The sequence below is a fragment of the Ascidiaceihabitans sp. genome (genome assembly GCF_039986515.1).
In the GTDB taxonomy this organism is placed as follows: Bacteria; Pseudomonadota; Alphaproteobacteria; order Rhodobacterales; family Rhodobacteraceae; genus Ascidiaceihabitans.
The window spans coordinates 34,411-60,084 of the sequence record NZ_JBDWQO010000011.1 but is presented as its reverse complement, the minus strand read 5'-3'; the positions used below and the strand labels follow the sequence as shown (position 1 = coordinate 60,084).

The 25,674-nt window shown below is 55.9% G+C and carries 25 protein-coding genes, 2 pseudogenes and 1 riboswitch; of the genes and pseudogenes, 15 read left to right on the top strand and 12 right to left on the bottom strand.

Features of this window, described 5'->3' with window-relative positions; all coding sequences use genetic code 11:
* Window positions 1-10: 10 nt before the first annotated feature.
* From ABJL60_RS10995 to ABJL60_RS10960, 8 genes are all read right to left on the bottom strand, one after another.
* On the bottom strand, window positions 11-793 hold the full coding sequence (locus tag ABJL60_RS10995) for an ABC transporter ATP-binding protein (RefSeq protein ID WP_348287909.1): 783 nt from the start codon (window positions 791-793) through the stop codon (window positions 11-13).
* Window positions 790-1,197, bottom strand: coding sequence for a DUF1636 domain-containing protein (locus ABJL60_RS10990; protein WP_348287907.1), 408 nt, complete (start codon window positions 1,195-1,197; stop codon window positions 790-792). The genes ABJL60_RS10995 and ABJL60_RS10990 overlap by 4 nt, the downstream gene beginning before the upstream one ends.
* A 119-nt stretch (window positions 1,198-1,316) precedes the next feature.
* Window positions 1,317-1,535: riboswitch (cobalamin riboswitch) on the bottom strand.
* Window positions 1,536-1,644: 109 nt separating this feature from the next.
* The gene (locus ABJL60_RS10985) at window positions 1,645-1,947 is read right to left on the bottom strand and encodes a hypothetical protein (protein ID WP_348374358.1); all 303 of its coding nucleotides are present in this window, start codon (window positions 1,945-1,947) and stop codon (window positions 1,645-1,647) included.
* A complete protein-coding gene (locus tag ABJL60_RS10980; protein ID WP_348374357.1) occupies window positions 1,905-2,159 on the bottom strand; it encodes a hypothetical protein in 255 nt (84 codons plus the stop codon). Before ABJL60_RS10980 ends, ABJL60_RS10985 begins: the two co-directional genes overlap by 43 nt.
* Window positions 2,160-2,228: 69 nt before the next feature.
* Window positions 2,229-3,167, bottom strand: a complete 939-nt coding sequence (locus ABJL60_RS10975) for a LysR family transcriptional regulator (RefSeq protein ID WP_348374356.1) — start codon at window positions 3,165-3,167, stop codon at window positions 2,229-2,231.
* A 105-nt stretch (window positions 3,168-3,272) separates the two neighbouring features.
* Entirely contained in the window at window positions 3,273-3,947 is a 675-nt protein-coding gene (locus tag ABJL60_RS10970) for a DUF1028 domain-containing protein (RefSeq protein WP_348287901.1), read from the bottom strand.
* Window positions 3,944-4,360 (bottom strand): RidA family protein, encoded by a 417-nt coding sequence (locus ABJL60_RS10965; protein WP_108826939.1) that lies wholly within the window; start codon window positions 4,358-4,360, stop codon window positions 3,944-3,946. Before ABJL60_RS10965 ends, ABJL60_RS10970 begins: the two co-directional genes overlap by 4 nt.
* Window positions 4,361-4,376: 16 nt before the next feature.
* Window positions 4,377-5,654, bottom strand: a complete 1,278-nt coding sequence (locus tag ABJL60_RS10960; protein ID WP_348374355.1) for an NAD(P)/FAD-dependent oxidoreductase — start codon at window positions 5,652-5,654, stop codon at window positions 4,377-4,379.
* Between the two features lie 284 nt (window positions 5,655-5,938).
* Between ABJL60_RS10960 and ABJL60_RS10955 the strand changes: the two are divergent.
* Both ABJL60_RS10955 and ABJL60_RS10950 read left to right on the top strand, forming a co-directional pair.
* A pseudogene (locus ABJL60_RS10955) lies at window positions 5,939-6,666 on the top strand (ATP-binding cassette domain-containing protein); the annotation flags it as partial.
* A 4-nt stretch (window positions 6,667-6,670) separates the two neighbouring features.
* Window positions 6,671-6,850 (top strand): annotated as a pseudogene (locus ABJL60_RS10950) (ABC transporter permease); the annotation flags it as partial.
* Here the strand turns inward: ABJL60_RS10950 and ABJL60_RS10945 are convergent.
* A complete protein-coding gene (locus ABJL60_RS10945) occupies window positions 6,820-7,080 on the bottom strand; it encodes a hypothetical protein (RefSeq protein WP_348374354.1) in 261 nt (86 codons plus the stop codon). The pseudogene ABJL60_RS10950 and the gene ABJL60_RS10945 overlap by 31 nt on opposite strands.
* Before the next feature lie 38 nt (window positions 7,081-7,118).
* Between ABJL60_RS10945 and ABJL60_RS10940 the strand changes: the two genes are divergently transcribed.
* The 4 genes from ABJL60_RS10940 to ABJL60_RS10925 all read left to right on the top strand — a co-directional run bounded on the left by ABJL60_RS10940 (window position 7,119) and on the right by ABJL60_RS10925 (window position 12,123).
* Window positions 7,119-8,381 carry an imelysin family protein gene (locus tag ABJL60_RS10940; protein WP_348374353.1) on the top strand — a complete coding sequence of 421 codons (1,263 nt, stop codon included), beginning with the start codon at window positions 7,119-7,121 and terminating at the stop codon, window positions 8,379-8,381.
* Window positions 8,382-8,495: 114 nt separating this feature from the next.
* Window positions 8,496-10,013 carry a di-heme oxidoredictase family protein gene (locus ABJL60_RS10935; protein WP_348287920.1) on the top strand — a complete coding sequence of 506 codons (1,518 nt, stop codon included), beginning with the start codon at window positions 8,496-8,498 and terminating at the stop codon, window positions 10,011-10,013.
* Window positions 10,010-11,026 (top strand): imelysin family protein, encoded by a 1,017-nt coding sequence (locus tag ABJL60_RS10930; RefSeq protein WP_348374352.1) that lies wholly within the window; start codon window positions 10,010-10,012, stop codon window positions 11,024-11,026. Before ABJL60_RS10935 ends, ABJL60_RS10930 begins: the two co-directional genes overlap by 4 nt.
* A complete protein-coding gene (locus tag ABJL60_RS10925) occupies window positions 11,026-12,123 on the top strand; it encodes a DUF1513 domain-containing protein (protein WP_348374351.1) in 1,098 nt (365 codons plus the stop codon). Before ABJL60_RS10930 ends, ABJL60_RS10925 begins: the two co-directional genes overlap by 1 nt.
* 19 nt (window positions 12,124-12,142) lie before the next feature.
* Here the strand turns inward: ABJL60_RS10925 and ABJL60_RS10920 are convergent, their stop codons facing one another.
* A complete protein-coding gene (locus ABJL60_RS10920; RefSeq protein WP_348374350.1) occupies window positions 12,143-12,901 on the bottom strand; it encodes a DeoR/GlpR family DNA-binding transcription regulator in 759 nt (252 codons plus the stop codon).
* A 244-nt stretch (window positions 12,902-13,145) separates the two neighbouring features.
* On the opposite strand from ABJL60_RS10920, the gene glpD reads away from it, so the two are divergent.
* The 9 genes from glpD to ABJL60_RS10875 all read left to right on the top strand — a co-directional run bounded on the left by glpD (window position 13,146) and on the right by ABJL60_RS10875 (window position 23,431).
* Window positions 13,146-14,732 carry a glycerol-3-phosphate dehydrogenase gene (gene glpD, locus ABJL60_RS10915; RefSeq protein WP_348374349.1) on the top strand — a complete coding sequence of 529 codons (1,587 nt, stop codon included), beginning with the start codon at window positions 13,146-13,148 and terminating at the stop codon, window positions 14,730-14,732.
* Between the two features lie 9 nt (window positions 14,733-14,741).
* The gene (locus tag ABJL60_RS10910) at window positions 14,742-15,830 is read left to right on the top strand and encodes an ABC transporter ATP-binding protein (protein WP_348287888.1); all 1,089 of its coding nucleotides are present in this window, start codon (window positions 14,742-14,744) and stop codon (window positions 15,828-15,830) included.
* A 13-nt stretch (window positions 15,831-15,843) separates the two neighbouring features.
* Complete coding sequence (locus ABJL60_RS10905) at window positions 15,844-16,920, top strand: ABC transporter ATP-binding protein (protein ID WP_348374348.1); 1,077 nt, start codon at window positions 15,844-15,846, stop codon at window positions 16,918-16,920.
* Window positions 16,920-17,789, top strand: a complete 870-nt coding sequence (locus ABJL60_RS10900; RefSeq protein ID WP_348287884.1) for a sugar ABC transporter permease — start codon at window positions 16,920-16,922, stop codon at window positions 17,787-17,789. The genes ABJL60_RS10905 and ABJL60_RS10900 overlap by 1 nt, the downstream gene beginning before the upstream one ends.
* A gap of 3 nt (window positions 17,790-17,792) precedes the next feature.
* Window positions 17,793-18,596, top strand: a complete 804-nt coding sequence (locus tag ABJL60_RS10895) for a carbohydrate ABC transporter permease (RefSeq protein WP_348374347.1) — start codon at window positions 17,793-17,795, stop codon at window positions 18,594-18,596.
* A gap of 15 nt (window positions 18,597-18,611) precedes the next feature.
* Window positions 18,612-18,884 carry a DUF2160 domain-containing protein gene (locus ABJL60_RS10890; protein WP_108826954.1) on the top strand — a complete coding sequence of 91 codons (273 nt, stop codon included), beginning with the start codon at window positions 18,612-18,614 and terminating at the stop codon, window positions 18,882-18,884.
* A 40-nt stretch (window positions 18,885-18,924) separates the two neighbouring features.
* Complete coding sequence (locus tag ABJL60_RS10885) at window positions 18,925-20,646, top strand: ABC transporter substrate-binding protein (protein ID WP_348287881.1); 1,722 nt, start codon at window positions 18,925-18,927, stop codon at window positions 20,644-20,646.
* 148 nt (window positions 20,647-20,794) lie between these two features.
* Window positions 20,795-22,282: a glycerol kinase GlpK gene (gene glpK, locus ABJL60_RS10880; RefSeq protein WP_348374346.1), complete on the top strand. Its 1,488-nt coding sequence runs from the start codon at window positions 20,795-20,797 to the stop codon at window positions 22,280-22,282.
* A 3-nt stretch (window positions 22,283-22,285) separates the two neighbouring features.
* Entirely contained in the window at window positions 22,286-23,431 is a 1,146-nt protein-coding gene (locus ABJL60_RS10875) for an iron-containing alcohol dehydrogenase (protein ID WP_348374345.1), read from the top strand.
* Here ABJL60_RS10875 and ABJL60_RS10870 read toward each other — a convergent pair.
* Both ABJL60_RS10870 and ABJL60_RS10865 read right to left on the bottom strand, forming a co-directional pair.
* On the bottom strand, window positions 23,428-24,585 hold the full coding sequence (locus ABJL60_RS10870; protein ID WP_348374344.1) for an alpha-D-ribose 1-methylphosphonate 5-triphosphate diphosphatase: 1,158 nt from the start codon (window positions 24,583-24,585) through the stop codon (window positions 23,428-23,430). The two genes, ABJL60_RS10875 and ABJL60_RS10870, sit on opposite strands and share 4 nt — an antisense overlap.
* Window positions 24,586-24,723: 138 nt before the next feature.
* Entirely contained in the window at window positions 24,724-25,662 is a 939-nt protein-coding gene (locus tag ABJL60_RS10865; RefSeq protein WP_348374343.1) for a hypothetical protein, read from the bottom strand.
* Window positions 25,663-25,674: the final 12 nt, after the last annotated feature.

The following is a 25,674-nucleotide window of genomic DNA, read 5'->3' as shown; positions in this document are numbered from 1 at the left end:
TGGGGGTCTTTCATTCGGGAAGGCTAAAGGAAAAGTGGGACGCGCCACTCAGGCTGAGGTTTTCGCGTTGTGCGACGACCTGAAACGTATCCGTCACAAGTTGGTCTGAAAGCAAAGCCTGTGGGGGGCCGAAGCCTTGCGGGTATCCGTCTTTCAGGATCAACACATCATCACAGACGTGAGCGGCCATGTTTAGATCATGCAAAGAGACGACAATGGTCAGGCCCAGTTTTTGAATCAACGCAATGACTTCAAGCTTATGACGGACATCGAGGTGGTTGGTAGGTTCATCAAGGATCAGAACCTGCGGTTCCTGTGCCAAGGCCCGCGCGACCATGACCCTTTGTCTTTCACCCCCCGATAAAGTGCTGAAATCCCGATGGGCCAATTCAAGAAGGTTGAGCTGTTCAAGGACGCCGTCCACGACGTTTTCATCTTTCTTGCCAACTGCGGCAAAGCCTGACCGGTATGGCGTTCTGCCCAAGCGAACGATCTCTCGTACCGTTAGGTCAAATGCGGATGCCTGTTCTTGCAGCACGGCGGCGATCCGTGTTGCCGCGTCACGCGCAGTCAGTGACCAAATGTCTTGGCCACCGACCAGCACCTGACCCGTTTGAGGCTTTTGAAAGCGATACAGCAACCGCAGCAGAGTGGACTTTCCAGCGCCGTTTGGACCGACAACGCCCAACACGCGCCCTGCAGAAATGGTGAAGGTCGTGGAATGCAGAACGGGTTGGGATGATCTGGCGGGCGTCCAACTGACGTCCCGCACGGCAAGATCAGCGGCCTTCATGATGCGCGAACAGCGTTGGCTTCGACCGCAATTATCGCGGCAGGCACACGCGCCAATGTAGAGGTGCGCAGTTTGCCAGGTCGATCCAGAGACGAACACCATCCATCATGTAAATGGGCATATTGCGTGGCAAAACTGACAAGATCATCCACATCCACGGCAGGATCAATGTCGCCAAACAGATAGGTCGCTTTGCGACTGCCGTGATAGGCAACCGTACAGGGCCTATCGCAGCCCGCCATGCAGGCAACGCCCGAAATTTCAAAATCGTCCGCGATTGCGTCCCCTGCGTTTTGGATCGCTGTTCGAAGCTTTTCGATCAATTCATAGCCGGGCCGACATTCAGTGCCTTTATGTCGGCATGATGTGCAAATCGTTATTTTATGGGTGTGCTCTTTGTTCATATCGCCCTCCGCGATGATGCGGGGTGCCGGGCAGATGCATATTCAGGTCAGGGAAATCCCATGCCGCCATCATAACCTCCGAACCAGAATCCCCGTCTGGGTTGAGTTGCATTGACGGCACCAAAGCGCCGCTTGATGGCAGGTCTCCTGACTTGCGGATCAGCGTTTCCCCGAACCTTCCCAAGCCCTACAGGCCCAGTGGTTTTTATCGAGGTCACTCACCGCTCACAGTTGCGGGGGCAGTTACGGATTTGGCGCTTTGAGCTTGGCCTCACCGTATTCCCTTTTCATTCCAGGCGCGTGTAAGACGACTGGAAACCATCTTCTTCATCCTTGCGATAGTCACGTTCCAAGGTCAATCAAAATGCAGGCACATTGCTTTTATAAAGCGACATCAAGACGTGAACGGGGCGCGTGGGGTGTCACTCATATGGATCAGGTCAGGGTTTAAAGGTCTCTAACACAGTTTCCGCATCGGTCTCGGGATTGACGATACAAAGCCTGAACACCATCTCGCCGCGCCATTTCGTGGGCAAACACAGCAGGGCACCAGAATGGCAGCGCATCGCCGATGTCTTCCCCATCCAGTTTCCGGGCATAGCGGTGGACTGCGTAAGTGGCCCAAGCAATCGGCCCCGGCGCATTCGCATCACCAATCAGTTTGACTGATTTGATCCCGGCGTCGGCCCATTCTGCCTCGCGCGTTTTCAGATCGTTGTAGACGGCGTTGTTTTCCAAGCGCGAAGACACAAGCAGAACCCCGTCACATCTTCTTTAAAGTGGGACGGGCCAGAACATTCTTCCCATGTGCCCTGCGCCAAATCCCAAAGGTCAGGTAGGTTGCGGTTCATATCGACAAATTCGCGCACCTCGGCATTCGAAAACCCAAGCTGCCCGATGGTTTCGTCCAATGACAGGCCCAATGTCCATCGGCCCAAATAGGATGTCGTAGCGGAGATCACGCACGGGGAAGCTGCTGTTGGAAAGCTGCTGTGTTTGCAGTCGTGACAGAATAACGGCTTAGGGTGGGCTTAAATCTTTTGCGACGCAGGGACGCCGGGGTATCCCCATTTCGAGATCGACTGCGTTGCGTGATCAATGAAGGTATCCACGGATAAAACCGACCGTGCGCCGTGTGGGATCACGAACCCCAATCGCATAGGGCGGTGCGTGCCCTCCAATGGAATAAACCGCAATTCGCGCCCGTCAGGTGACAGGTCTGAATGGGGCCGGATGTTGGCCATGGAAAATCCGAAACCATTCGCCACCAAAGACCGCATTACCGCCATATCGCGTGTCCGTTCCACGATTTTCGGGGCGACAGAAGCCTGTTCAAAAATGCTAAGGAAATAGGTGCTGCTGATCGGCAGATCGAGCAAGACCATTGGATGGTTCGCCAACATTTTGACCGAGACGGATTTGTGATCTGCCAAAGGATGATACCCCGACACGACCGCATACAACGGCAGTGAGCGGACAGGGATGAACTCCAGATCAGGCGGAATTTCCAGATCATACGTTAAGGCCACGTCAATTTCAGCGCATCTGAGCTTTTCGATCAGTGTCTCTTGGTCACATTCAAATTGTGAAACCTGTACGTCGGGATGAGCGTCTTGAAACCTGCGCCGGATTGCGGGCAACAACACCTGCACAAACGTCAAAAGACAGCCGACATTCAGCGGGCCTTGCACGTTGCCCGATATGGTGCCCGCAAGCCGGTTAAGACCTTCGGCCTCGTTCAGAACCCGGCGCGCCTGATCCATGAATTGCCGGCCTGCCTGCGTCAATCTTAGGCCGTGGGCGTGTTTGCGTACAAACAGCGGTAGGCCAAATTCAGCCTCTAACTGGGTGATCGCAGCCGAGATCGAGGGCGAAGACACGTTGACCATCGCACTTGCTTGCGCAATGGACCCCTGTTCGCCGACAGAGACGAAGTATTCCAATTGCCGCAATGTGAAACGTGATGCCATTAAGCCAACATGCCTGAACCGCAGACAGGATCAAGCTGAATAAGGGGCCACATAAATGGGGCAGGTGTTCAGATCTGCAAAAGCGGTGACGCGATAAGAAAGGCCCTATTCGTCACCGGGCACGCCATAAGAAGGGGCCTCGCGGGGGTCAATTGCGCGTTGCACATAGGCGTCCAGTTGGGGCTTGTAGATCTCCCAAGCCGTTGCGACGCTTTCGATCGGACAGGTTTCTGTCCAATCGCAGCGCAAATCCGCCACGGGCCACGCGACCTTGTCCACCAACAGCATTCCAGCGGAATGAAGCGGCCCCGCTTCGCCACCCTGTGCCAGCCCCGCACGCATCGCGGCAATCAGGCGATCCCCAAGGTGCCCCGTAGACGCAAGAAACCCGTCCACAACCGCCTGCGGCACACCGTCGTTGGCCAGCATGTTGCCGCCGGACGCCACATCCTGCGCTTGCGCTTGGGTCCAAATGCCAAGGGAATTCGGGCCGGAATGGATCGCCGTGGCACCTGTTTTATCGACCGCCAAGACCTGACGGTATTCGATGAATTTTCCTTGCGCCTGTACGGCCGCGATGGCCTGTGACGCATGCATCCCTTCGGCCATCAGATCAAGCGCCAATGGCCCCAGTGTCGGGTCTGTTACATTCTGTGAGGCGACGGCGCCAACGCCTGCACGCGCATAGGCGCATCGCGCCGCAACGGCGGGGGAAGAGGATGAAATCGCCAGACCAAACATGCCAGTCTCGGCGCAGCGGGCAACAAGGGAAAAGGTCATGCGGGGATCACCGCCGTGCCATCAATTTCGACCAGCCATTCGGGCCGCGCGAGGGCCTGCACAACCAAACCTGTCGACACCGGATGCACGCCTTTGATGTATTCCCCCATGGTGCGATAAACGGCTTCGCGGTGGCGCACATCGGTGATGTAGACCACGACTTTGACAAGGTGCTCCATCTCACCGCCCGCTTCTTCGATCAGCTGTTTGATATTTTGCATAACTTTATGCGTCTGCTCAACGGGATCGTTGCTGGTGATGTTCACTGCGTCATCCAGATTCTGTGGGCATTGGCCACGCAGCCAGACGGTTTTTCCGCCTTCCGTAACAACCGCTTGGCACAGATCATTGTCGAGGTTCTGTTCGGGATAGGTGTCCGAAGTGTTGAATTTGCGAATGCGGGTATGGGCCATTTGGATGTTCCTATAGTTATTCTGCGGCGGGGCGCACGATTTCAGCGGCACCACGATAATCGGCGTAGGCGCGTTGAATGCCAATCTGGTCTGCGACAAATTTTGCATCATGCCAGACACCCCAAAGAAAGGTCGATCCACGCCGTGACTGCCACGGCAGACCCAGAAAATAGACGCCGGGTTCTTTGGATACGCCGCGTTGGTGGATGGGCGCACCTTTGTCATCAAAGGCATCGACCTTAAGCCAGCCGAAGTCCTGTTTGTATCCGGTTGCCCAAATGATTGTCGTGATGGTTTCTTTGGCGAAATCAATACGGTCGATTGGGTTGGTGAGGCTATCTGGATCCGGGTACATTTCGCGGGCCTCAGGCTCTGGCGGCAGATCAAGCCCCATGGCGCTGGCATAGGCATCCGCCGCGTCCAGCATCCCAAGGTAATTGGCATCACCTGCATCGATGTTGGTTTTCACATCCCCCGCAAAAGACAGTGTGCCATCCGCGTAGGCTGTTGTACGACCCAACAAAGTCACGCCCTCTTTCGCAAGGCGGCGGAAATCCATGGTGCGTCCGCCATATGCGCCACTGACCGAGATCGTCACATGTTCGGTACCCGGTTCTTGGGCGGCAAGATCCCACAATCCCAAAACACCCAACCACCATACAAAATCGCGCCCGCGATAGCGGCGCGGCGGGCGGTCGTGCGGGCCAACGGACAAAAACACTTTGCGCCCCGCCCTGTTCAATTCATCCGCGATTTGCGCCCCGGACGATCCGGCCCCAACGACCATAACCGCCCCTGCATCAAGTTGGTCGGGGTTGCGGTAGTCTGCGGAATGTATCTGTGTCACCGGCGCGTCAGCTGAGACAATCGGCGGGATCACCGGATGTTGAAACGCGCCCGTTGCAGATACGATGCGCGTCGCCTCGATCACGCCATTTGTGGTCTCAACGCGGAACCCGGCACGATCAGGCAAGCGTTCGGCTTTGATCACTTCCACGCCCGTTCGCACAGGCGCGTCCACCATCGCCGCATATTCTTCGATGTAGTCGGCGACGCGATCTTTGCCTACGAATTCATCAGGTGCGTTGCCGTTAAATTCCATGTTGGGGAACCGGTCGTGCCAGACAGGGCCGTTTGTCACCAAAGCGTCCCACCGCGATGTGCGCCAGGCCTCAGCGATGCGGCTTTTTTCAAGCACCAGAAACTGGACGCCCTGTTTGCCCAGATGTTCACACAGCGCGATTCCCGCTTGCCCCGCCCCAACAACAAGCGTGTCTATGGTTTCAACTGGCATAGGCGTAATCCCCCCCCGGGCGTGATGTGGTTTGGATGTGGTTTCATCCGCTTGTGTTCCAGTTCTGCCTTTAGCTGCGCGTTGGGGAAAGAAGTGTCTACATTAGTCCTGATTAGGTTCTGGCTAAGTTTTTGTGTGGAAGGAAAGGATTCACCTAAGCTCGCCTTCGGCAGAAACGATTTCTTAACATCCTGCGCTTCGTCCTAATCTTTGCCAAGGAACCTGCGGGATAGCGTTGGCAAAGGCTGTGCATGCCGGGTTCCTTACAATGCTGGGGGACACCAATGCAGGACACTGCGGAAATTGCGGTTGATGTGCGCGGCGCGGTCAAGCGCTACGGAAGTTTCACCGCCCTGTAAAAATTTTGCTTGGCATACGGGACAATGAATTTTCACCCTTTTGGGTCCCTCTGGCTTTGGGAAAACCACGCTGCTGCACATGATTGCGGGTTTTGAAGACGTCACCGAAGGTGGAATTTTTCTGTTTGGCGACGAGATCGCGAAACTGGCCCCAAACCAGTGCCCCGTGAACACAGTGTTTCAGAACTACGCGCTGTTTCCGCATATGACGATCCTAGATAACGTGGGGTTCGGCCTTGAGATGAAAGGCGCCTCGCGATCAGATGCGCGCAAACGTGCCAGAGTGATGCTTGTGCTGGTCCAGCTGACGCAATTCGCTCACCGCAAACCTGCAAACCTGCAAACCCGCACAACTGTCGGGTGGCCAACAACAACGCGTGGCCCTTGCCCGCGCCTTGGCCCCATCCCCCAAAGTCTTGCTGCTGGATGAGCCGCTGTCCGCGCTTGATCTGAAGCTGCGCAAGGCCCTGCAGATTGAACTGAAACACATCCGACGCGAGACGGGCATTGCCTTTATCTTTGTGACCCACGATCAGGAAGAAGCCCTGACAATGTCTGACAGGATTGCGGTCATGTCTGCGGGTGAATTGCAACAACTTGGCGCACCACGTGATATTTACGAATACCCGCGCAACATGTTTGTGGCGCGTTTCTGGCCCCGATCTTTTGGGCGGTGCCAAAGCATTCATGATCGGTTCGCTGATTGAAGAGCAGTTCAAAGGCAACGCTGGCAATTGGCCGTTTGGGGCGGCCGCTTCTATGATCCTGCTGACAATGGTGATGGTTGTGCTGTTGATCTTTGCCCGTCAGCAACGCGAGGCGAGGGTCCAGACATGAGCGACAATACCGATGTCAAAACCTACGCGGGCTTCAAGGCGATGACGGTGCTGTGCCTTATCATCTTTTAAGCCCATTAAAGTTGGCCAGCGCATCGGGTTCAAGGGCTTGGTAGGTGAAAATCGACAGACATCAAAATTCTTTACTAAAAAAGTCGGGTTGACATGTCTTATGAAATTACTCAGGTATTGGCGCAGACCCAATTCGCGGCCACCTAGCTCAAGTGCCATGGCTTCCGCTTGCATTTTTCTTATCGTTAGGAGGCACCATGAAACCTGTTTATCTGTCAACTTCCGTGCTGTGTTTGGCATTGGCCACCCCCGCGTTTGCAACTGACAAAACCGAAGTTCTGCAAACGTATGCCGATATCGCCGCGGCCAAATACGCGGACAGTCTTGCAACTGCGCAGACCTTACAAGACGCGGTAAACGCATTGGTGGCAGACCCATCAGCTGAGGCATTGCAAGCCGCCAAGTCAGCGTGGCTGTCGGCACGGGTGCCTTATCAGCAGACCGAAGTATACCGCTTTGGCAATCCGATCGTCGATGATTGGGAAGGCAAGGTGAACGCATGGCCGCTGGACGAAGGATTGATCGACTACGTGGATGCGTCCTACGGCGGGCCATCTGATGAAAATGAACTTGCCGCCCTGAATGTTGTGGCCAACCCGAAGTTTTCTTTGTCGGGCAAGGACATCGACGCCAGCGACATCACACCGGCTTTGCTGGCTGAAACACTGCATGAGGCAGACGGGATCGAGGCCAACGTCGCAACCGGTTATCACGCGATTGAATTCATGCTGTGGGGGCAGGACTTGAATGGGCACGGCGCAGGTGCTGGCAACCGTCCTTGGACAGATTACGCAAAGGGCGACGCATGCACCCATGACAACTGTGACCGCCGCGCGGATTATCTGGTGGCTGCCACACAGCTGTTGGTGTCCGATCTGGAATGGATGGCAGCGCAATGGGCGGATGCAGGTGTGGCGCGTGCCGACTTGACTGCGAATGTCGACGCCGGTTTGGCCGCGATTTTGACGGGCATGGGGTCATTGTCATATGGAGAGCAAGCAGGCGAACGCATGCGTCTTGGCCTGATGCTGAATGACCCCGAAGAAGAACATTCCTGTTTTGCCGACAACACCCACAACGATCACTATTATGACGGGTTGGGCGTGCAGAACGTATATGTGGGCGAATACATCCGCATTGATGGCACTTTGGTGTCGGGGCCATCCCTGGCGGATCTGGTTCTGGCCGCAGACCCCGCGCTGGATGCCGAAATGCAAGGGAAGTTGTCGACGACGATGATGTCTTTGGGACGCATAAAAACGGCGGCCGAAGCCGGATTTGCCTACGACCAGATGCTGGAACGAGGCAATGCGGCAGGCGAAGCGTTGGTGATGGGCGGCGTGAACGGATTGATCGATCAAACGCGCAGCATCGAAAGGGTGGTCACGGCGCTGGGCCTTGATCAGATCGCTTTTGAGGGGTCCGACAGCTTAGATGATCCCGAAGCTGTGTTCCAGTAACGCATTTGGCCTGACAGCAAGGCACGAAAAATCATGTTAAAAATTGCACTTCCATTGCATTTGACCCTGCGCAGTTTTGCGTGGGGGCTTTCTTGTGCGGTTGTGGGAATGGGCATGGGTGTAGACGCAAGTGCTTTTGCAGACGAACCCGCAGCACCGCCTGTTTGGACGCTTGGTGATCCGCATCTGAACGTGGTCCCGCGCACGCCGCAAGAAGCCAAGCGCATTTCCGATGTCACCGCAATGCCTACAGATTTTTCCGTGCCGCACCGCTTTGAAGAAAAGTCTGCCGGTGCTGCCACCGTGCGTGTGGCCAAATCGGCAGATGCGTTTTCGCGTCCATCGGGCAATATCACATTTGAAGACGAGTTGAACTTCAAGGTCGGCAATGGCCTGTTCCGCAAGCTTTGGGTGTCTGCGCCGGCCTCCACTTTGGCCTCTGACGGCTTGGGGCCGCTATATAACGCGCGGTCCTGTCAGCGGTGTCACATCAAAGACGGGCGCGGTCATCCGCCTGAACAAGACGACGACAACGCGATTTCGATGTTTCTAAGGGTGTCTATCCCCGCCTCGGCCGCCACAGTCTCTGCAACAGCAGCCAAGATCGCAGACTACATCACCACCGCGCCCGATCCGACCTATGGCACGCAATTGCAGGATTTTGCTGTGCAAGGCCACGCGTCAGAATACCGTTTGGATATACAATACACGGAACAGGCGATTGCGTTGGCCGGGGGGGCAACTGCGTCGCTGCGCCATCCTGAATACAAGGCCGTCGATCTTGGCTATGGACCGTTGCACCGGGATGCAATGCTAAGTCCGCGTGTGGCTCCGCAGATGATCGGACTTGGTCTGCTTGAGGCGATACCGGCTGCGGACATTCTTGCACAAGCGGACCCGGACGACGCCGACGGCGACGGTATTTCGGGCCGGCCAAATGTCGTGTGGTCTGTTGAATTTGACCAACCTATGTTGGGGCGGTTTGGTTTGAAGGCGGGCAGCCCGACAGTCAAAGAACAATCGGCAGCCGCCTTTGCTGGTGACATCGGAATTTCATCGCCCCTGTTTCCGGCAGGCGCAGGGGAATGCACCCTTGCACAATCCGCGTGCCAAACTGCGGTGCATGGCGATGGTGACAACAGGGGCACTGAAATCGATGCCGAAGGCCTCGAACTTGTCAGCTTTTACAGCCGCAATCTTGGCGTACCTGCCCGTCGTGATGTGGGGGGCGCAAACGTTCTGCGTGGCAAACAAGTGTTCCATGCGACGGGGTGTGCTGCGTGTCACACACCCAGCTTTGTGACGCACCGCTTGCATGATCAACCCGAACAAAGCTTCCAGCTGATCTGGCCCTACACTGACATGTTGCTGCATGATATGGGGCCCGGTCTGGCCGACAATCGCCCCGAAGCCCGCGCCACGGGCCGTGAATGGCGCACGCCGCCGCTTTGGGGCATCGGGTTGACGCAGCAAGTCAGCGGCCACAGTTATTTTTTACACGACGGGCGTGCGCGATCGCTGCTGGAAGCGGTTTTGTGGCACGGTGGTGAGGCGCAATCGCAGCGCGATGCTGTTGTGGATATGTCGATTGCAGACCGTGCGGCCCTTATCGCTTTTCTGGAGAGCTTATGAGACCAACCTACCTAAGTTTTGCGCTGCTGCTTTTGCCCGCGTTGGCGCAGGCTGACGCACAAAGTGATGCCGTTGAGACCATTTTGGGCGATCACATTCTGCCCGGATTTGAACAGCTTGCAGTCACGGCGCAAAATTTGGCGAACACGGCTGCAAAAAATTGTGATCCGACATCGCAAGACCTGAAGGTAGCCTATGGCGCTGCTTTCGATGCGTGGGTGTCTGTCAGTCATTTACGGTTTGGTCCGACAGAGGTTGATGATCGCGCCTTTGCACTGGCGTTCTGGCCGGACAGCCGTGGGGCGACGCCGCGTGCCTTGAACAGCTTGATTGCAGCGCAGGATCCGGTTGTGGCATCCGTTGCAGATTACGGCGAAGTTTCCATTGCCGCCCGTGGGTTCTATGCGATGGAATTCTTGCTGTTTGATGATGCGATAAGCCGTGCGGGCGATGCGCAGTATCATTGCGCGTTGGTTCAAACCATAAGCGCGGATATCGCCGCAACCACGCAAAATATCTACGCCGGTTGGCAGTCCAGTTTTACGCAAGAGCTGCGTCAACCCTCAGCCGATGGAACATACCGCAGCACGGCCGAGGTGTCGCAAGAACTGTTCAAGGCGCTGTCCACGGGGTTACAATTTACATCAGATACAAGGCTTGGTCGTCCTTTGGGGGCTTTCGATCGTCCGCGGCCCAAACGGGCTGAAGCGCATCGCTCTGGCAGGTCGGCGCAGCATGTGATGCTGAGCCTGACAGCGCTGCGTGATCTTGCAGCACGTCTGGCAGGTGGCGACGCGGAATTGGCGGCTCGGCTGGACGCACGGTTTCAGACGGCCATGTCCCAGTTAAAGGCGTTGAATGACCCGAGTTTTGCATCTGTGGCTGATCCGCAGTCGCGATTGAAGGTCGAGGTTTTGCAACAATCTGTTGACGCAATCCGCGCGACCGTGCGCGATGAATTGGGCCCGACTTTGGGTGTGGCGGCAGGTTTTAACGCGCTGGATGGTGACTGATGGTTGCTGCGAAAACGGGGCGCCGACAGTTTTTGGCAGGGCTTTTGGCCGCTGGTTTTATTCCCAAACCGTCGTGGGCCGATGCTGGATCGCCGAGATTTTTAGCCGCAGCGGCCAGGCCCGACGGGTCTTATGTCTTGTGCGGTATCTCAGCTGATTTGCAGGTGCGGTTTGCGCTGCCCCTGCCGGATCGCGGTCATGCGGCGGCCGCGCACCCCACCCGCCCCGAAGCCGTGGCTTTTGCCCGCCGCCCTGGCACTTTTGCGATCGTGATCGATTGCGCACAGGGGATAGAACGGGCGGTGCTGTCAGCGCCTGCGGGACGCCATTTCTATGGGCACGGGGCATTCTCGGCGGATGGTGCTTTGTTGTTCACGACCGAAAACAATTATGAGGCGGGCGAGGGTCGCATCGGTGTCTGGGATACCCGGAAGGGGTACAAGCGCGTTGATGAATGGCCCAGCGGGGGTGTCGGCCCACACGACATCAAACGTCTGCCGGGCACCGAACGTCTGGTCGTGGCAAACGGTGGTATTGATACGCATCCCGACAGTGGCCGTACCAAATTGAACATTGCCACGATGCAGCCTTCACTGACTTACATCGAAAACGGCCGCGTGATTCAGGACGTGGTGCTGGGCACGGCATGGCGCAAAAACTCGATCCGGCATCTTGCTGTGGCGCCGGACGGGACTGTTGCCTTCGGGATGCAATGGCAAGGGGGGGACGTTGCGCCCGCACTTGTCGGTGTGCACCATCCGGTAAAGGAGGTGCGCGTCTTGGATGTACCGCCCGATGACGTGCGCCGGATGCAAGGGTATGTTGGCAGTGTTGCCTTTTCTAATGATGGCGCGCGTATCGCTGTGACGTCACCCAGAGGGGGCGTGATGCAGGTGTATGATGCCAAGGCGTCACGGTTTTCCCATAACATCGCAGAACCGGACGTTTGCGGTGTTGCGGCGATGGGGCAGGGGTTTGCCATGTCGTCCGGTCTGGGGGGGATCCGGCACATTGACAATCGCATCCCATACGCAACGCGGCATTCCGATTTACAATGGGACAACCATTTGGTGCCCGTTGTGGACGCGTTTGTGTAGACTTTGGTTTGGGCTAGGTTCAGGCGTAGACAATACGGGTGTCAGAGGCATCGCAAAGCTGTTTGCAGGTTTCGGGCAGTGGTTTGTCGGTGAAAATCGCAGCCATATCGCCCATGGATGCCACGCGCGCAGGCGCTTTTCGTTCAAATTTGGAATGGTCAGCAGTCAAGAACACTTTGTCGCTTTGTTGGATGATGGCCTTGCTGATGCCGACCTCTTGCAGGTCAAAGTCCAGAATGTCGCCATCTGCGCGCAGAGCTGAACAGCCGATGACGGCATAGTCAAACCGGAACTGTTCAATGGTAGTTCGGGCGAAATCACCGGTTAGGGCCCCGTCGGATTTGCGCATCTGGCCGCCGGTGACTGCGACTTCGATGTCTGCGCTGCTCGACAGTGTGTGGGCGATGTTGATGTTGTTGGTGAACACAAGCAGGCCCTGATGGTTCAACAGCTCAACGGCGACGGCTTCGGTGGTCGTGCCGATGTTCAAAAAGATTGAGCAATCGTTGGGGATGTGGCGGGCGCAGGCGCGGGCAATGTCGACTTTGGACGCCTGATTTAACTGGCGGCGTTCATTGTAGGCGATGTTCACAGTTGTGGATGGCAGGATCGCGCCACCATGGACGCGTTCAAGCTGACCGGCATCCGCCATTTCAGTCAAATCGCGGCGGATGGTCTGGGGGGTGACGCCGAAATAATCCACAAGCCCGTCTACGGTCACTTTGCCCTCGCGGCGGGCAATTGTCAGAATTTCCGGCTTGCGTATGGTTAACACCACCAATGAACCTCCAATGTTCGTTTGGGGCCATTTTAGCGCGAAAATCATGTGTGTCACGAATCTTTGCGTGGGTTCGTGTTCGAAAATGTTCGATTTGCTTTCGTGGACCAAGGAAAAAAGCAGAATGAATTCAATAGGTAACTGAAAAACGATCATAAACGAACATTTTTTGCTTCCTTTTTCATGCGTTCCTTGTCACCTTTGCGTTATCGCGGCGGGAGGGCTGCGTGTCGGGAGGGCTTCAATGAAACCGGATTTCGATCTGCTGATTATTGGCGGCGGCATCAATGGCTGTGGTATTGCGCGTGATGCAACGGGCCGTGGTTTGCGTGTTTGCCTTGCCGAGATGAACGATCTGGGATCAGCCACGTCTGCCTCTTCGACCAAACTTTTTCACGGCGGCTTGCGGTATCTGGAATACTTTGAGTTCCGTTTGGTGCGCGAAGCCTTGATTGAACGTGAAAACCTGTTGCGGGCAATGCCCCATATTTCCTGGCCGATGCGCTTTGTGCTGCCCTACCACGAAAGCATGCGCTTCGACATGTCCACGCCCACCTCAAAACTGCTGGGGGCCGTGATGCCATGGATGAAAGGTCGCCGCCCTGCATGGTTGATCCGGTTGGGCCTGTTTTTATACGATAACCTTGGCGGCCGTGAAATTCTGCCCGGCACCACGAACCTTGATTTGCGTAATGCTCCCGAAGGGAACGGTCTGAAGGACCATTTTGAGAAAGCGTATGAATATTCCGACTGCTGGGTCGAAGATTCGCGGCTTGTGATGTTGAACGCCAGAGACGCAGAGATACGCGGCGCCGATATTCGGACACGCACCAAGGTCATTGGCGCAGATGTCGAAGACGGTGTTTGGTCAGTTGTTTTGGAAGACAGCGCCACTGGCGTCACCTCCACCGTCACGGCCGCAATGGTTGTGAATGCGGCTGGCCCTTGGGTTGGTGATGTACTGCGCGGCACGTTGAAAAGCAATTCGCAAGCCGGTGTGCGGTTGGTGCGTGGCAGCCATATTGTCACCAAAAAGCTGTTTGACCATGACAAGTGCTACTTCTTCCAAGGCACTGATGGGCGCATCATTTTTGCAATTCCCTACGAAAATGATTTCACCGTTATTGGCACCACGGACAATGACCATCCGGATGCGTCTGTGACGCCGGAATGTACGCCCGAAGAACAAGATTATCTGATTAACTTCATCAACGAATACCTTCAGGCGCCGATCAGCGCAGCCGATGTGGTTTGGACATATTCGGGGGTGCGTCCCCTATATGATGACGGAGCAAGCAACGCATCGGCTGCGACCCGCGACTATGTTTTGAAGCTGGACGAAGGGCGCGGTGCCCCTGCGTTGAACGTCTTTGGCGGCAAGATCACAACCTATCGCTGTCTGGCAGAAAGTGCGCTTGAGAAAATTCAGGACGTGCTGCCTGTCGATGCCAAACCGTGGACCGCCCGCGTGCCTTTGCCCGGCGGTGATTTTCCGGTGGATGGGGTGGATGCCCTGATCCGGGACACCAAAGCCCGCTATCCCTTTCTGACCGATGCTTGGGCCGCGCGATTGGTCAAAGCCTACGGCACTGAAGCTAAAGATGTGTTGGGCCATGCCGCCACGCTAGACGATTTAGGTACGGATTTCGGGGCTGATTTGTATCAAGCTGAGGTCCAGTGGGTGATTGAAAACGAATATGTCCGCGCCGCTGACGATGTGGTGTGGCGACGTAGCAAACTTGGATTGCGCATGACTGCAGCACAAATTTCTACGTTGGACGCATGGATAAAAGAACAGCTGACGGCGGCACAAAACGCTGCGGCTGAATAGGGGGACGACATGACGCTGGAACTTAAAGGCGTATCCAAAGTGGTGAACGGCGCAACACATATCCACCCGACCCATTTGACGCTGAACAAAGGGACGATGAACGTCCTTTTAGGGCCAACTTCTTCTGGCAAGACGTCCCTTATGCGTCTGATGGCGGGTCTTGATGTGCCAACCGAGGGCCAGGTGTTTTGGCAGGGCGAGGACGTCACAGGTATGCGCGTGCAGGACCGCAAGGTCGCGATGGTCTACCAGCAATTCATCAATTACCCTTCGATGACCGTCTATGAAAATATCGCATCGCCGTTACGGCTGATGGGCAAATCACGCAGCGAAATTGATGCAGCAGTCCACAAAGCCGCCGACTTGATGCAGCTGTCTCCGATGTTGCAACGCAAGCCATTGGAGCTGTCGGGCGGGCAACAACAACGCTGTGCCTTGGCGCGGGCTTTGGTCAAGGACGCAGGGTTGGTTTTGCTGGACGAACCGCTGGCCAATCTGGATTACAAATTGCGCGAAGAACTGCGCGTCGAAATCCCAAAGATCTTTGAAGAAGCGGGTTCAATCTTTGTTTATGCAACCACAGAACCCGAAGAAGCCCTTTTGCTTGGGGGTCATACGGCTGCTTTGTGGGAAGGTCGCGTGACGCAGTTTGACCTAACCCCGACGGTTTACCGCCGACCGGTAAACGCGACAACCGCGCGGGTTTTCAGTGACCCGCCGATGAATTTTTTGACAGTTACGAAATCCGGATCCGAAATCTCGTTTGGTGCGGGTCAGACTGTGATGGCCACCGGATCAATGGCGACGCTTCATGATGGGACATATACGGCAGGCTTCCGGCCCAACCACGTTGAATTGTCGGCCCAAAGCAGCGGCGCGCTTGAATTCGACACACATCTGATTGTGACAGAGTTGACGGGTTCCGAGACGTTTGTGCATCTCGATCATCATGGCGAAAAGTGGGTCGGTTTGGTGCATGGCGTGCATGATTTGCCATTGGGTGCAGCGTTGCCGGTCTATCTGGACCCAAGCCACATCTACATCTTTAGCGAAAATGGCGATCTGGTCGCCCCCGCATCCTACGCGCTTGCGGCCTGAGGGGAACAGACACATGGCAAAAATCACGCTGCAAAATCTGGCACATTCCTACTATCCGAACCCCAAGGGCGAAGATGACTTTGCCCTGAAGGAACTGAACCACGACTGGGCGGACGGCGAAGCCTATGCGCTGCTTGGGTCGTCGGGCTGTGGTAAATCCACGCTGCTGAACATCATTTCGGGGCTGTTGCATCCGTCGCAGGGCCGCATTCTGTTCGACGACAAAGATGTCACGCAGGCCTCAACCGCTGACCGCAACATCGCGCAGGTGTTTCAGTTTCCGGTGGTCTACGACACGATGACGGTACGCGATAATCTGGCGTTTCCGCTGAAAAACCGTGGGGCCAGTGCACAGTACATTCAGGACCGTGTGCAGCAAATCGGCCAAATGATCGGGATGGAAGCTGAGCTGAACAAGCGCGCCCGCGGTCTGACGGCAGACGCCAAGCAGAAGATCTCGCTTGGGCGGGGGATGGTGCGTGAAGACGTGAACGCCCTGTTGTTTGATGAGCCGCTGACCGTGATCGACCCGCATATGAAGTGGGAATTGCGCACGCAGTTGAAATCCTTGCACCACGAATTCGGGCACACCATGATCTATGTGACCCACGACCAGACAGAGGCGTTGACCTTCGCCGACAAGGTTGTGGTTATGTATGACGGGCGGGTTGTGCAGATCGGCACCCCGCAGGAATTGTTTGAAAAGCCGCAGCACACGTTTGTGGGCTACTTCATCGGGTCACCAGGGATGAACGTTATTCCCGCCGAGATCACGGGGAAAACTGCGTCTGTGCATGGTGCGTCGGTAGACCTGAACCGTGGCTATGGCGCGTTAAGCGGCAAGGTCGAAATCGGGGTGCGCCCTGAATTTGTGACACTGACGGACGGGCCGGGTCTGCCTGTCAGCATCCGCCGCGTCGAGGACGTGGGCCGCCACAAAATCGTGCGTGCAGACCTGTTTGGCACAGAAATCAACATTGTTGCGGGTGAAAGCACGTCAATCTCGCCTGACATGACCAAAGTGGTCTTCGATCCGGCGCAAGTGAACGTCTACGTCGATGACTGGCTTAAAGAAGGAAAGGCCGCCTGATGGAAAAAACAGTTAACCAAAAAGCGTGGTTCCTGATCCTTCCGGTGCTTTTGCTGGTCGCCTTTTCTGCGGTCATTCCGCTGATGACGGTCGTGAACTATTCGGTGCAGGACACATTCGGGCAAAACGTCTTTTTCTGGGTGGGGCTTGAGTGGTTTTCCGAGATGTTGCAGTCCGAGCGCATGTGGGATGCATTGGGCCGTCAGTTGATGTTCTCGGCGATCATTCTGACCATCCAAATCCCGCTGGGGATTTTTGTGGCACTGAACATGCCCAAAAGCGGATTTTGGTCCAGCCTGTGTCTTGTTTTGATGTCCCTGCCACTGCTGATCCCGTGGAACGTGGTCGGCACCATCTGGCAGATTTTCGGGCGCGTCGATATTGGCCTTTTGGGCTATACGCTGGACGCGCTGGGCATTTCCTACAACTACACGCAAAACACCTTTGCGGCATGGGCCACGATCATCGTCATGGATGTGTGGCACTGGACGTCGCTGGTCGCCTTACTGGCTTTTGCCGGTCTCAAGTCCATTCCCGACGCCTATTATCAGGCTGCCAAAATCGACCAGGCAAGCCGTTGGGCCATCTTTCGCTACATCGAGCTGCCCAAGATGGCAGGGGTCCTGATGATTGCGATTTTGCTGCGCTTCATGGACAGCTTTATGATCTACACCGAACCCTTCGTGGTCACAGGTGGCGGTCCGGGCAATGCGACAACCCTGCTGTCGATTGATCTGGTCAAGATGGCTTTGGGCCAGTTTGATCTGGGGCCAGCGGCCGCGTTTTCCATCATGTACTATCTCGTTATCTTGTTGATTTCATGGGTGTTTTACACCGTCATGACCAACATGGACAAAAAGGACGGCTGAGCGATGAAAGTGAACAAAAGCGCCATCGTCATGGGGATTTACCTGACGTTCATGCTGTTGCCGATCTATTGGCTGCTGAACATGAGCCTGAAGACAAACACGGAAATCCTGAACACCTTCAGCCTGTTTCCCAATGATCTGACCTTTGCCAATTATGCGACGATCCTGACGGACCCGTCGTGGTACATGGGCTACGTCAATTCGCTGATCTACGTTTTGATGAACACCGCGATCAGCCTGACGGTGGCGTTGCCTGCGGCCTACGCGTTCAGCCGCTACCGGTTCATGGGTGACAATCAGCTGTTTTTCTGGCTGCTGACCAACCGCATGGCGCCGCCTGCCGTGTTCGCCTTACCGTTCTTTCAGCTTTATTCGTCGGTTGGATTGTTCGACACGCATATCGCCGTGGCCCTGGCGCATTGCCTGTTCAACGTGCCGCTTGCGGTGTGGATCCTCGAAGGCTTCATGCGTGGCGTGCCCAAGGAAATAGACGAGACGGCCTATATCGACGGCTATTCCTTCGGGCGGTTCTTTGTGAAGATCTTCATGCCGCTTATCTCATCCGGCATCGGGGTCGCGGCATTCTTTTGTTTCATGTTCTCGTGGGTTGAATTGCTGCTGTCGCGGACCCTGACAACCGTAGACGCCAAACCCATCGCTGCTATCATGACGCGAACCCAAGGCGCCTCTGGAATCGACTGGGGCGTCTTGGCCGCAGCAGGCGTACTGACCGTCGTGCCCGGCGCATTGGTGATTTACTTCGTACGAAACTACATCGCCAAGGGCTTTGCCCTGGGCCGGGTATAGGAAAGGGATCAGACAATGGCTTGGATGGCATGGACATGGCCCACCGCGATTTTCTTCATCATCATCGCTTGCATTTTGACCGTCTTCACGGTGCTGGCGATCAAATACCCTGAAACGCCCCGCAAGGGTGTTTTACGGATCGAGACGACGCGTGGCGATCGTCTTTTCATCACACTGCTTGGCTCTGCCTTTATCAATTTGGCATGGCTGGGCGTGATTGGCGCAAACCAACCTTTTGCGCTGCTTGTATGCCTTGTTTACGCGGCGGCGGTGTTTCGCTGGGTGTAGTTGGGCCAACCAAACGACCAATTCCAATAGGGAGGGAATTATGAAGTTTATCTTGAAATCAAGCACAGCACTGACGCTGGGGCTTGGAATGACAAGCGGTGTGGCTTTTGCCGACATGGATGCCGCAAAGTCGTTCCTTGACGCAGAAATCGGTGAACTGTCCACGTTGTCACGGGCAGACCAAGAAGCCGAAATGCAGTTCTTTGTGGATGCTGCCGCACCTTACAAAGACATGGAAATCAAGGTGGTGTCTGAAACCATCGCGACACACCAATACGAAAGCGAAGTGCTGGCGCCAGCGTTCGAAGCAATCACCGGCATCAAGGTCACACATGACTTGATCGGCGAAGGCGATGTTGTGGAAAAGCTGCAAACGCAAATGCAGTCCGGCGAAAACATCTATGACGCCTACATCAACGACTCTGATCTGATCGGCACACACTGGCGTTACAAGCAAGTGCGTAACCTGACAGACTGGATGGCCGGCGAAGGCGCATCCGTGACGTTGCCCACGCTGGACATCGCGGACTTTATCGGTACGTCTTTCACGACAGGCCCCGATGGCAAACTGTACCAACTGCCCACACAGCAGTTCGCGAACCTCTATTGGTTCCGCTATGACTGGTTCAACGACGACAAGAACAAAGCCGACTTCCAAGCGAAATACGGCTATGATCTGGGCGTTCCGGTCAACTGGTCTGCTTACGAAGACATCGCGGAATTCTTCACGGGCCGCGATCTAAGCCATTTGGACGTTGAAGGCGAAGTCTTTGGTAACATGGACTACGGCAAGAAAGACCCGTCTTTGGGTTGGCGTTACACCGACGCGTGGATGTCCATGGCTGGTATGGGTGACGCGGGCGAACCAAATGGTCTGCCAGTCGACGAGTGGGGCATTCGTGTGAACGAAAATTCACAACCTACCGGATCCTGTGTCGCACGTGGTGGTGCCACAAACGCACCTGCTGCAGTCTACGCTGTGACCAAAGCGATCGAATGGCTCGACAAGTATACGCCACCGGCTGCTGCGGGCATGACGTTTGGTGAAGCGGGTCCAATCCCGGCGCAAGGCAACATTGCCCAGCAAATGTTCTGGTACACGGCCTTCACGGCGGACACTGTGAAACCCGGTTTGCCTGTGATGAACGAAGACGGCACGCCCAAGTGGCGGATGGCACCATCCCCGCACGGCGTATACTGGAAAGAGGGTCAGAAAATCGGCTACCAAGACGCCGGTTCCTGGACTTTGATGGAATCCACACCTGTGGATCGCGCCCAAGCCGCTTGGCTTTATGCGCAGTTTGTTGTGTCCAAAACAGTTGACTTGAAAAAGTCTGATGTGGGTCTGACCTTCATTCGTGAAAGCACCATCGCGTCCGAGCACTTCACAGAACGCGCCCCACGTTTGGGTGGTTTGGTGGAATTCTACCGCTCTCCTGCGCGCATCCAGTGGTCGCCAACGGGTACAAACGTGCCTGACTATCCAAAGCTGGCGCAGCTGTGGTGGCAGAACATCGGCGATGCGATGTCCGGTGCAAAGACCCCTCAGGAAGCACTTGATCAGCTGTGTGCCGATCAGGAAAAAGTTCTGTCGCGTCTTGAGCGTGCAGGCGTCCAAGGTGATCTTGGTCCAAAGCTGAACGAGGAAATGAGCGCCGAGCACTGGTTCTCACAGCCGGGCGCACCCTACGCCAAGCTTGAGAACGAGGACGAAGAGCCAAAAACAGTTGCTTATGACGAGCTGATCAAATCCTGGCAGTAACGTCACTATGAACTGATGTGCGGGGCGTGATTTACATGCGCCCCGCACCCCAACGACCACGATCTTCCCTGATGGCCAGTGATATGGCACACCTTCGGAGGTGGCCCCACGGCTGCCTCCTTTTTTTGCGACCAAACGGAACTTTGCGATGAAATATGTACTGGCAATTGATCAAGGCACCACATCCACGCGGGCGATCATCTTTGATCAAAGTCTGAATGTTATCGCCACTGCCCAAGAAGAATTCCCGCAGATTTTCCCGCAATCTGGCTGGGTCGAGCATGACCCCAACGACCTATGGAGCACGACAGCAGGCACCTGCCGCGCCGTCATTGAACGCGCCGACATTGGCGCCGAAAACATCGTATCTATCGGCATCACCAACCAGCGCGAAACCACCATTGTGTGGGACCGCAAAACGGGTCAACCCTTGCACAACGCGATTGTCTGGCAAGACCGCCGCACCGCTGACTTTTGCAAAGAACTGTCCGTGGCAGGGCACGGTGACATGTTTGCGGATCGCACAGGCTTGCTGCTGGACCCATATTTTTCCGGCACTAAACTGAAATGGATTTTGGACAACGTTGAAGGCGCACGTGCCAAAGCCCAAAACGGCGATTTGCTGTTTGGCACCGTCGACACCTATCTGATCTGGAAGCTGACGGGGGGCGCGTCCCACGTAACGGACGCCACCAATGCCGCCCGCACGATGCTGTATGATATCCGCAAAGGGCGTTGGAGCGAGACGATCTGCGATCTGTTCGACATTCCCATGTCCATGCTGCCGCAGGTCAAAGACAGCGCCGCCGACTTTGGCGAAAGCCGCGCCGATCTGTTTGGCCGCCCGATCCCGATTTGCGGTGTGGCGGGTGACCAACAGGCCGCGACCATCGGGCAGGCGTGTTTTGAACCGGGCATGATGAAGTCTACATATGGCACCGGATGCTTTGCGCTTTTGAACACGGGCGACACGCCTGTGAAATCCAACAATCGTTTGCTGACGACCATCGCATACCAATTGGACGGCAAACCCACTTATGCGTTGGAAGGGTCGATTTTTGTGGCGGGGGCTGTGGTGCAATGGCTGCGCGACGGGTTGAAAATGATCCGTGATGCGTCTGAAACGCAAGGCTTGGCTGAGGGTGCTGATGACACGCAATCCGTGGTGCTTGTGCCTGCGTTCACGGGGCTGGGGGCGCCCTATTGGAACCCGGAATGTCGGGGGGCCATCTATGGGCTGACGCGAAATTCGGGCCCAAATGAATTGGCCAAAGCGGCGTTGGAAAGCGTCGGTTATCAGACGCGCGATTTGCTGGATGCGATGCGTGCGGATTGGTCCACCGAAGGGGCCACTGCGGTTTTGCGCGTGGACGGCGGCATGAGCGCCTCTGACTGGGCCATGCAGTTTCTGGCCGACATCATTGACGCGCCTGTGGATCGTCCGCAGGTTTTGGAAACGACAGCGCTGGGGGTGGCCTGGTTGGCGGGGATGAAAGCGGGGATCATGCCTGGCCAACAAGAATTTGCACAGCAATGGGCGCTGGACCGCCAGTTCACAGCCAATATGGCCGACGACGTGCGCGACCAGAAATACGCGGACTGGCGGCGGGCTGTGGCATGCACGCTTGAGTATTGATCGATGACATCTGCGCCATTTTCTTTCGTCTGCCCCACAAAAGTGCATTTCGGGGTCGGGACGCATCGGGGTATTCTGAATTTTCTACCGCAAAACGCAGCCCATGTTGTGGTTGTTAAAGGTGCCTCTGACGGGGCATCTGCACCGTTGCGTGCCATCTTGGATACCGGTGATTTTACTGTTGATATCGTGACATGCCGGGCTGAGCCGACGCTTGAAACGGTCAATGATGCGCTGGGCCAACTGGGGTCACAGCCAGTGGACTGTGTCGTTGTGTGCGGCGGCGGGTCGGCGATTGATACCGGAAAGGCGTTGACCTTGGCGCTTGATCGCGGGCGCGCATTATCGGACGCGGATTTTGGGCAGTCTCATGCGCATGGACGCGCCATCACCTTGATCGTGTTGCCCACAACCGCAGGCACCGGCGCCGAAGTCACGTCGAATGCGGTCCTTGGATCTGCGCAAACCACCGCCAAGGTCAGTTTGCGCGGCCCCGCTTTGCAGCCTGACATTGCGATTGTGGACCCTTCCCTGATGGTGTCGGCCCCGCGCAAAGTAGCGCTATTTTCCGGTTTGGATGCGGTTGTTCAGAACATTGAGGCGCATACGTCGTCTGCAGCGACCCCGTTTTCGTGCGCTTTGACGACGCCAGCCGTTGGCGCAAGCATCGCCGCTGTGCGTCAGGTGATGGAAGCACCTGATGAAGATGCGTGGACACGCCTTGCCTGGAGCAGCTTGTCCAGCGGGTTGGCTTTGGCGAATGGGGGATTGGGCGTTGCGCATGGTTTGGCATCTGTTCTGGGTGGGGCGTATCAAGCGCCGCACGGTGCGCTGTGTGGCAGGCTTTTGGCACCAACGTTGCGGGCTAATCTGGCATCGGATGATGCCAGCTCAGACACACAAGGCCGGATCAGGTTTTGCATTGACGCGATTGCGCAGGTCTTTGCGCCTGTTGATGTAAGTGACCCGTTGTCGGGGTTCGAGCAATGGGTGCAAATACAGGGCTTGCCGCGTTTGGCGCATTGGGGCGTTTTGGCCAATGACGTTCCTGCCTTGGCGCAAGCCGGCGTACAAGCATCGTCCAGCAAAAAGAACGCGGTGCCTTTAGGTCCTGCTGATCTTGCGCATATTCTGGAAGCCGCGCTTTAGGCGACCCGAAGACCCTGGCACCAAACGCCATGGATCAAGGGCAGCCCGTCATAGACCTCAAACATCACAAGATCTGCGCGTGTGTTCAAAGCCAGTGATCCCCTGTCAGACAGGCCGCAGCCCTTTGCGGGGTTGGCAGTGACCGTAGCCAACCCTGCGGCCATATCGCCCCAAAGCTCTGCCAGTTGCAGCGCGCCTTGCAGCAAAGCGGCTGGAATGTAGTCGGATGACAGAATGTCCAAATGGCCCAATTCTGCCAGTTCCAGTGCCGCGACGTTCCCGGAATGTGACCCACCCCGCACCAAGTTCGGGGCGCCCATGATTGTGGCCATTTGTGCATCTTTGCTGGCCTTGGCCGCTTCGATGCTTGTGGGAAATTCTGCCAGCGTCACCCCGTTGGCATGGCTGTGCGCCACTTGATCTGCGGTGGTGTCGTCGTGGCTGGCGAGGGTCGCGCCATAACGTGCGGCGGCGGCAATGGCTGCATCTTCATGTTTGGTGCCAAGTTTGGCCTGCAAGCCGTAAAGGAAGTCGATGTAGTCGCCGAAGTTGTCGCGGGACAGCCCGTTTTTCCCGCACACGTAGTCTTCGAATTTCTTGAGATCGCGGAATTGCCGCTGACCGGGTGTGTGATCCATCAAGGATACGATACCGATGTGGTCGTCTGGGCCGAATTCCTCCAGCTCTTCTGCGAGTGTTTCAGAACAGAGTTCGGCACGTAAATGGATGTGATGACTGATCCGCAAGATATCGTTGTCGCGCATGGCCAACAGGTCGTCGGCCATGGAACGGGCGTAGCGTCCGTAGCGCTTTTTGCCGCTGTCTGACACGATGGACCCCACTCGAATGGCATCAAAAACGGTCGTAATTCCGCAGCCTGCCATCTCTCGATCATGTCCCAAAATCGCTGCCTTGTGCGGCCAATTGACTTTGGGGCGGGGCTGCATGTGTCGTTCAAGGTTATCGGTGTGAAGTTCGATCAAGCCGGGCGCTAAGAACCGTTCTCCGCAATCAATTGCAAAAGGTGGCACATGGGCGCCTTGATGAATATCCACGATTTGCCCGTTTTGTACACGAAGCCCTCCGACAATCACGTCGGTGGGCAATATCAATCGGGCATTGGCAAAGACGATGTCGGTCTGTGTTGTGGTCATGCGGCCACCTTATTGTCGGGATGTGAGCTCTAAACAACTAGACAATATATTCCGTATGAGGCCACCATTTTCAATTCCTACTAACAAACGGTTTACAGGTGAGCCTGTGACGCTGACGTTTGATGGTGGCTGCGGGTACTAAGGCGTACCATGCGGGCTGACATTCTGATGCGTTGGGGTGCCACGCAAAGGACCGCTTGTGCGCAAAGGCACAAGTTGCTGCAAACGGTCAAACCAGAACGGAGCGCCTAGCATCACAGCCAATGTGCTTAAGATCCAGCCAAACACCTTGGCCAGCCAGTCTTGAAGATCGTAATCGCCCAAGCAAGCCGTGGTCATGCACCCGTTGCCCGACCATCCCAAGGGATGGGGCATCAAGGTGGAGAAGGTGTTGTTTAATACTGTTGCATCGACGGTCGGAACAGCGCCTGTTTCGGAAACAGATGCGTTGGATAAAACCGCTTGCGCCTTTTCGACAACGGCTTGCCGTAGGGCATCATCTTGCCAGATGGATTTGCTGATCTCCAATGTGTCTGCGTCTGCCATGACCACGATCAAGGCCGCAGACAAACCGGACACCACGGTCAAATGCCTTTTATAGACGCCCGATGCACGATCCATGACGGCATTGAACCACGCTTCGATGCCGTTGTGAAAAAGTTCCAATTTGTTGTCTGCGTCTAAAGCGATTTGTTTCAGGACGTCTTCCAAGCCGGTGCCTTTGCCCAAGCCTTGCAATAGCTCAGATGGTTTTTGACCCTTGGCATCGCCGGTCTTGGCAAGTGTCGACACTAGGGCTTTGGAAAACATATGTGCTTCGACATAGCTGGGCGCGGTTTTGACGCTGATGTGTTGCGTGGTGCTTGGCCTGCTGAAGGACCGCATCAGACCAGAGGCCCAAAAGCCGTCCCGCACTTGGGTGTCATCAAGGATCTTGTTTATTTCGTGAAACAGCACTTTGCCGCGCAACCGCAAAAAACCTGCGATGGCTTCGTTTATGCTGGTGCTGAGTAGGCTCAGAACCAAATAAACCAGCACAAGGCCTATTGTGATGTCGATGATTGGGGGAATGGACATAAAACAGCTCCG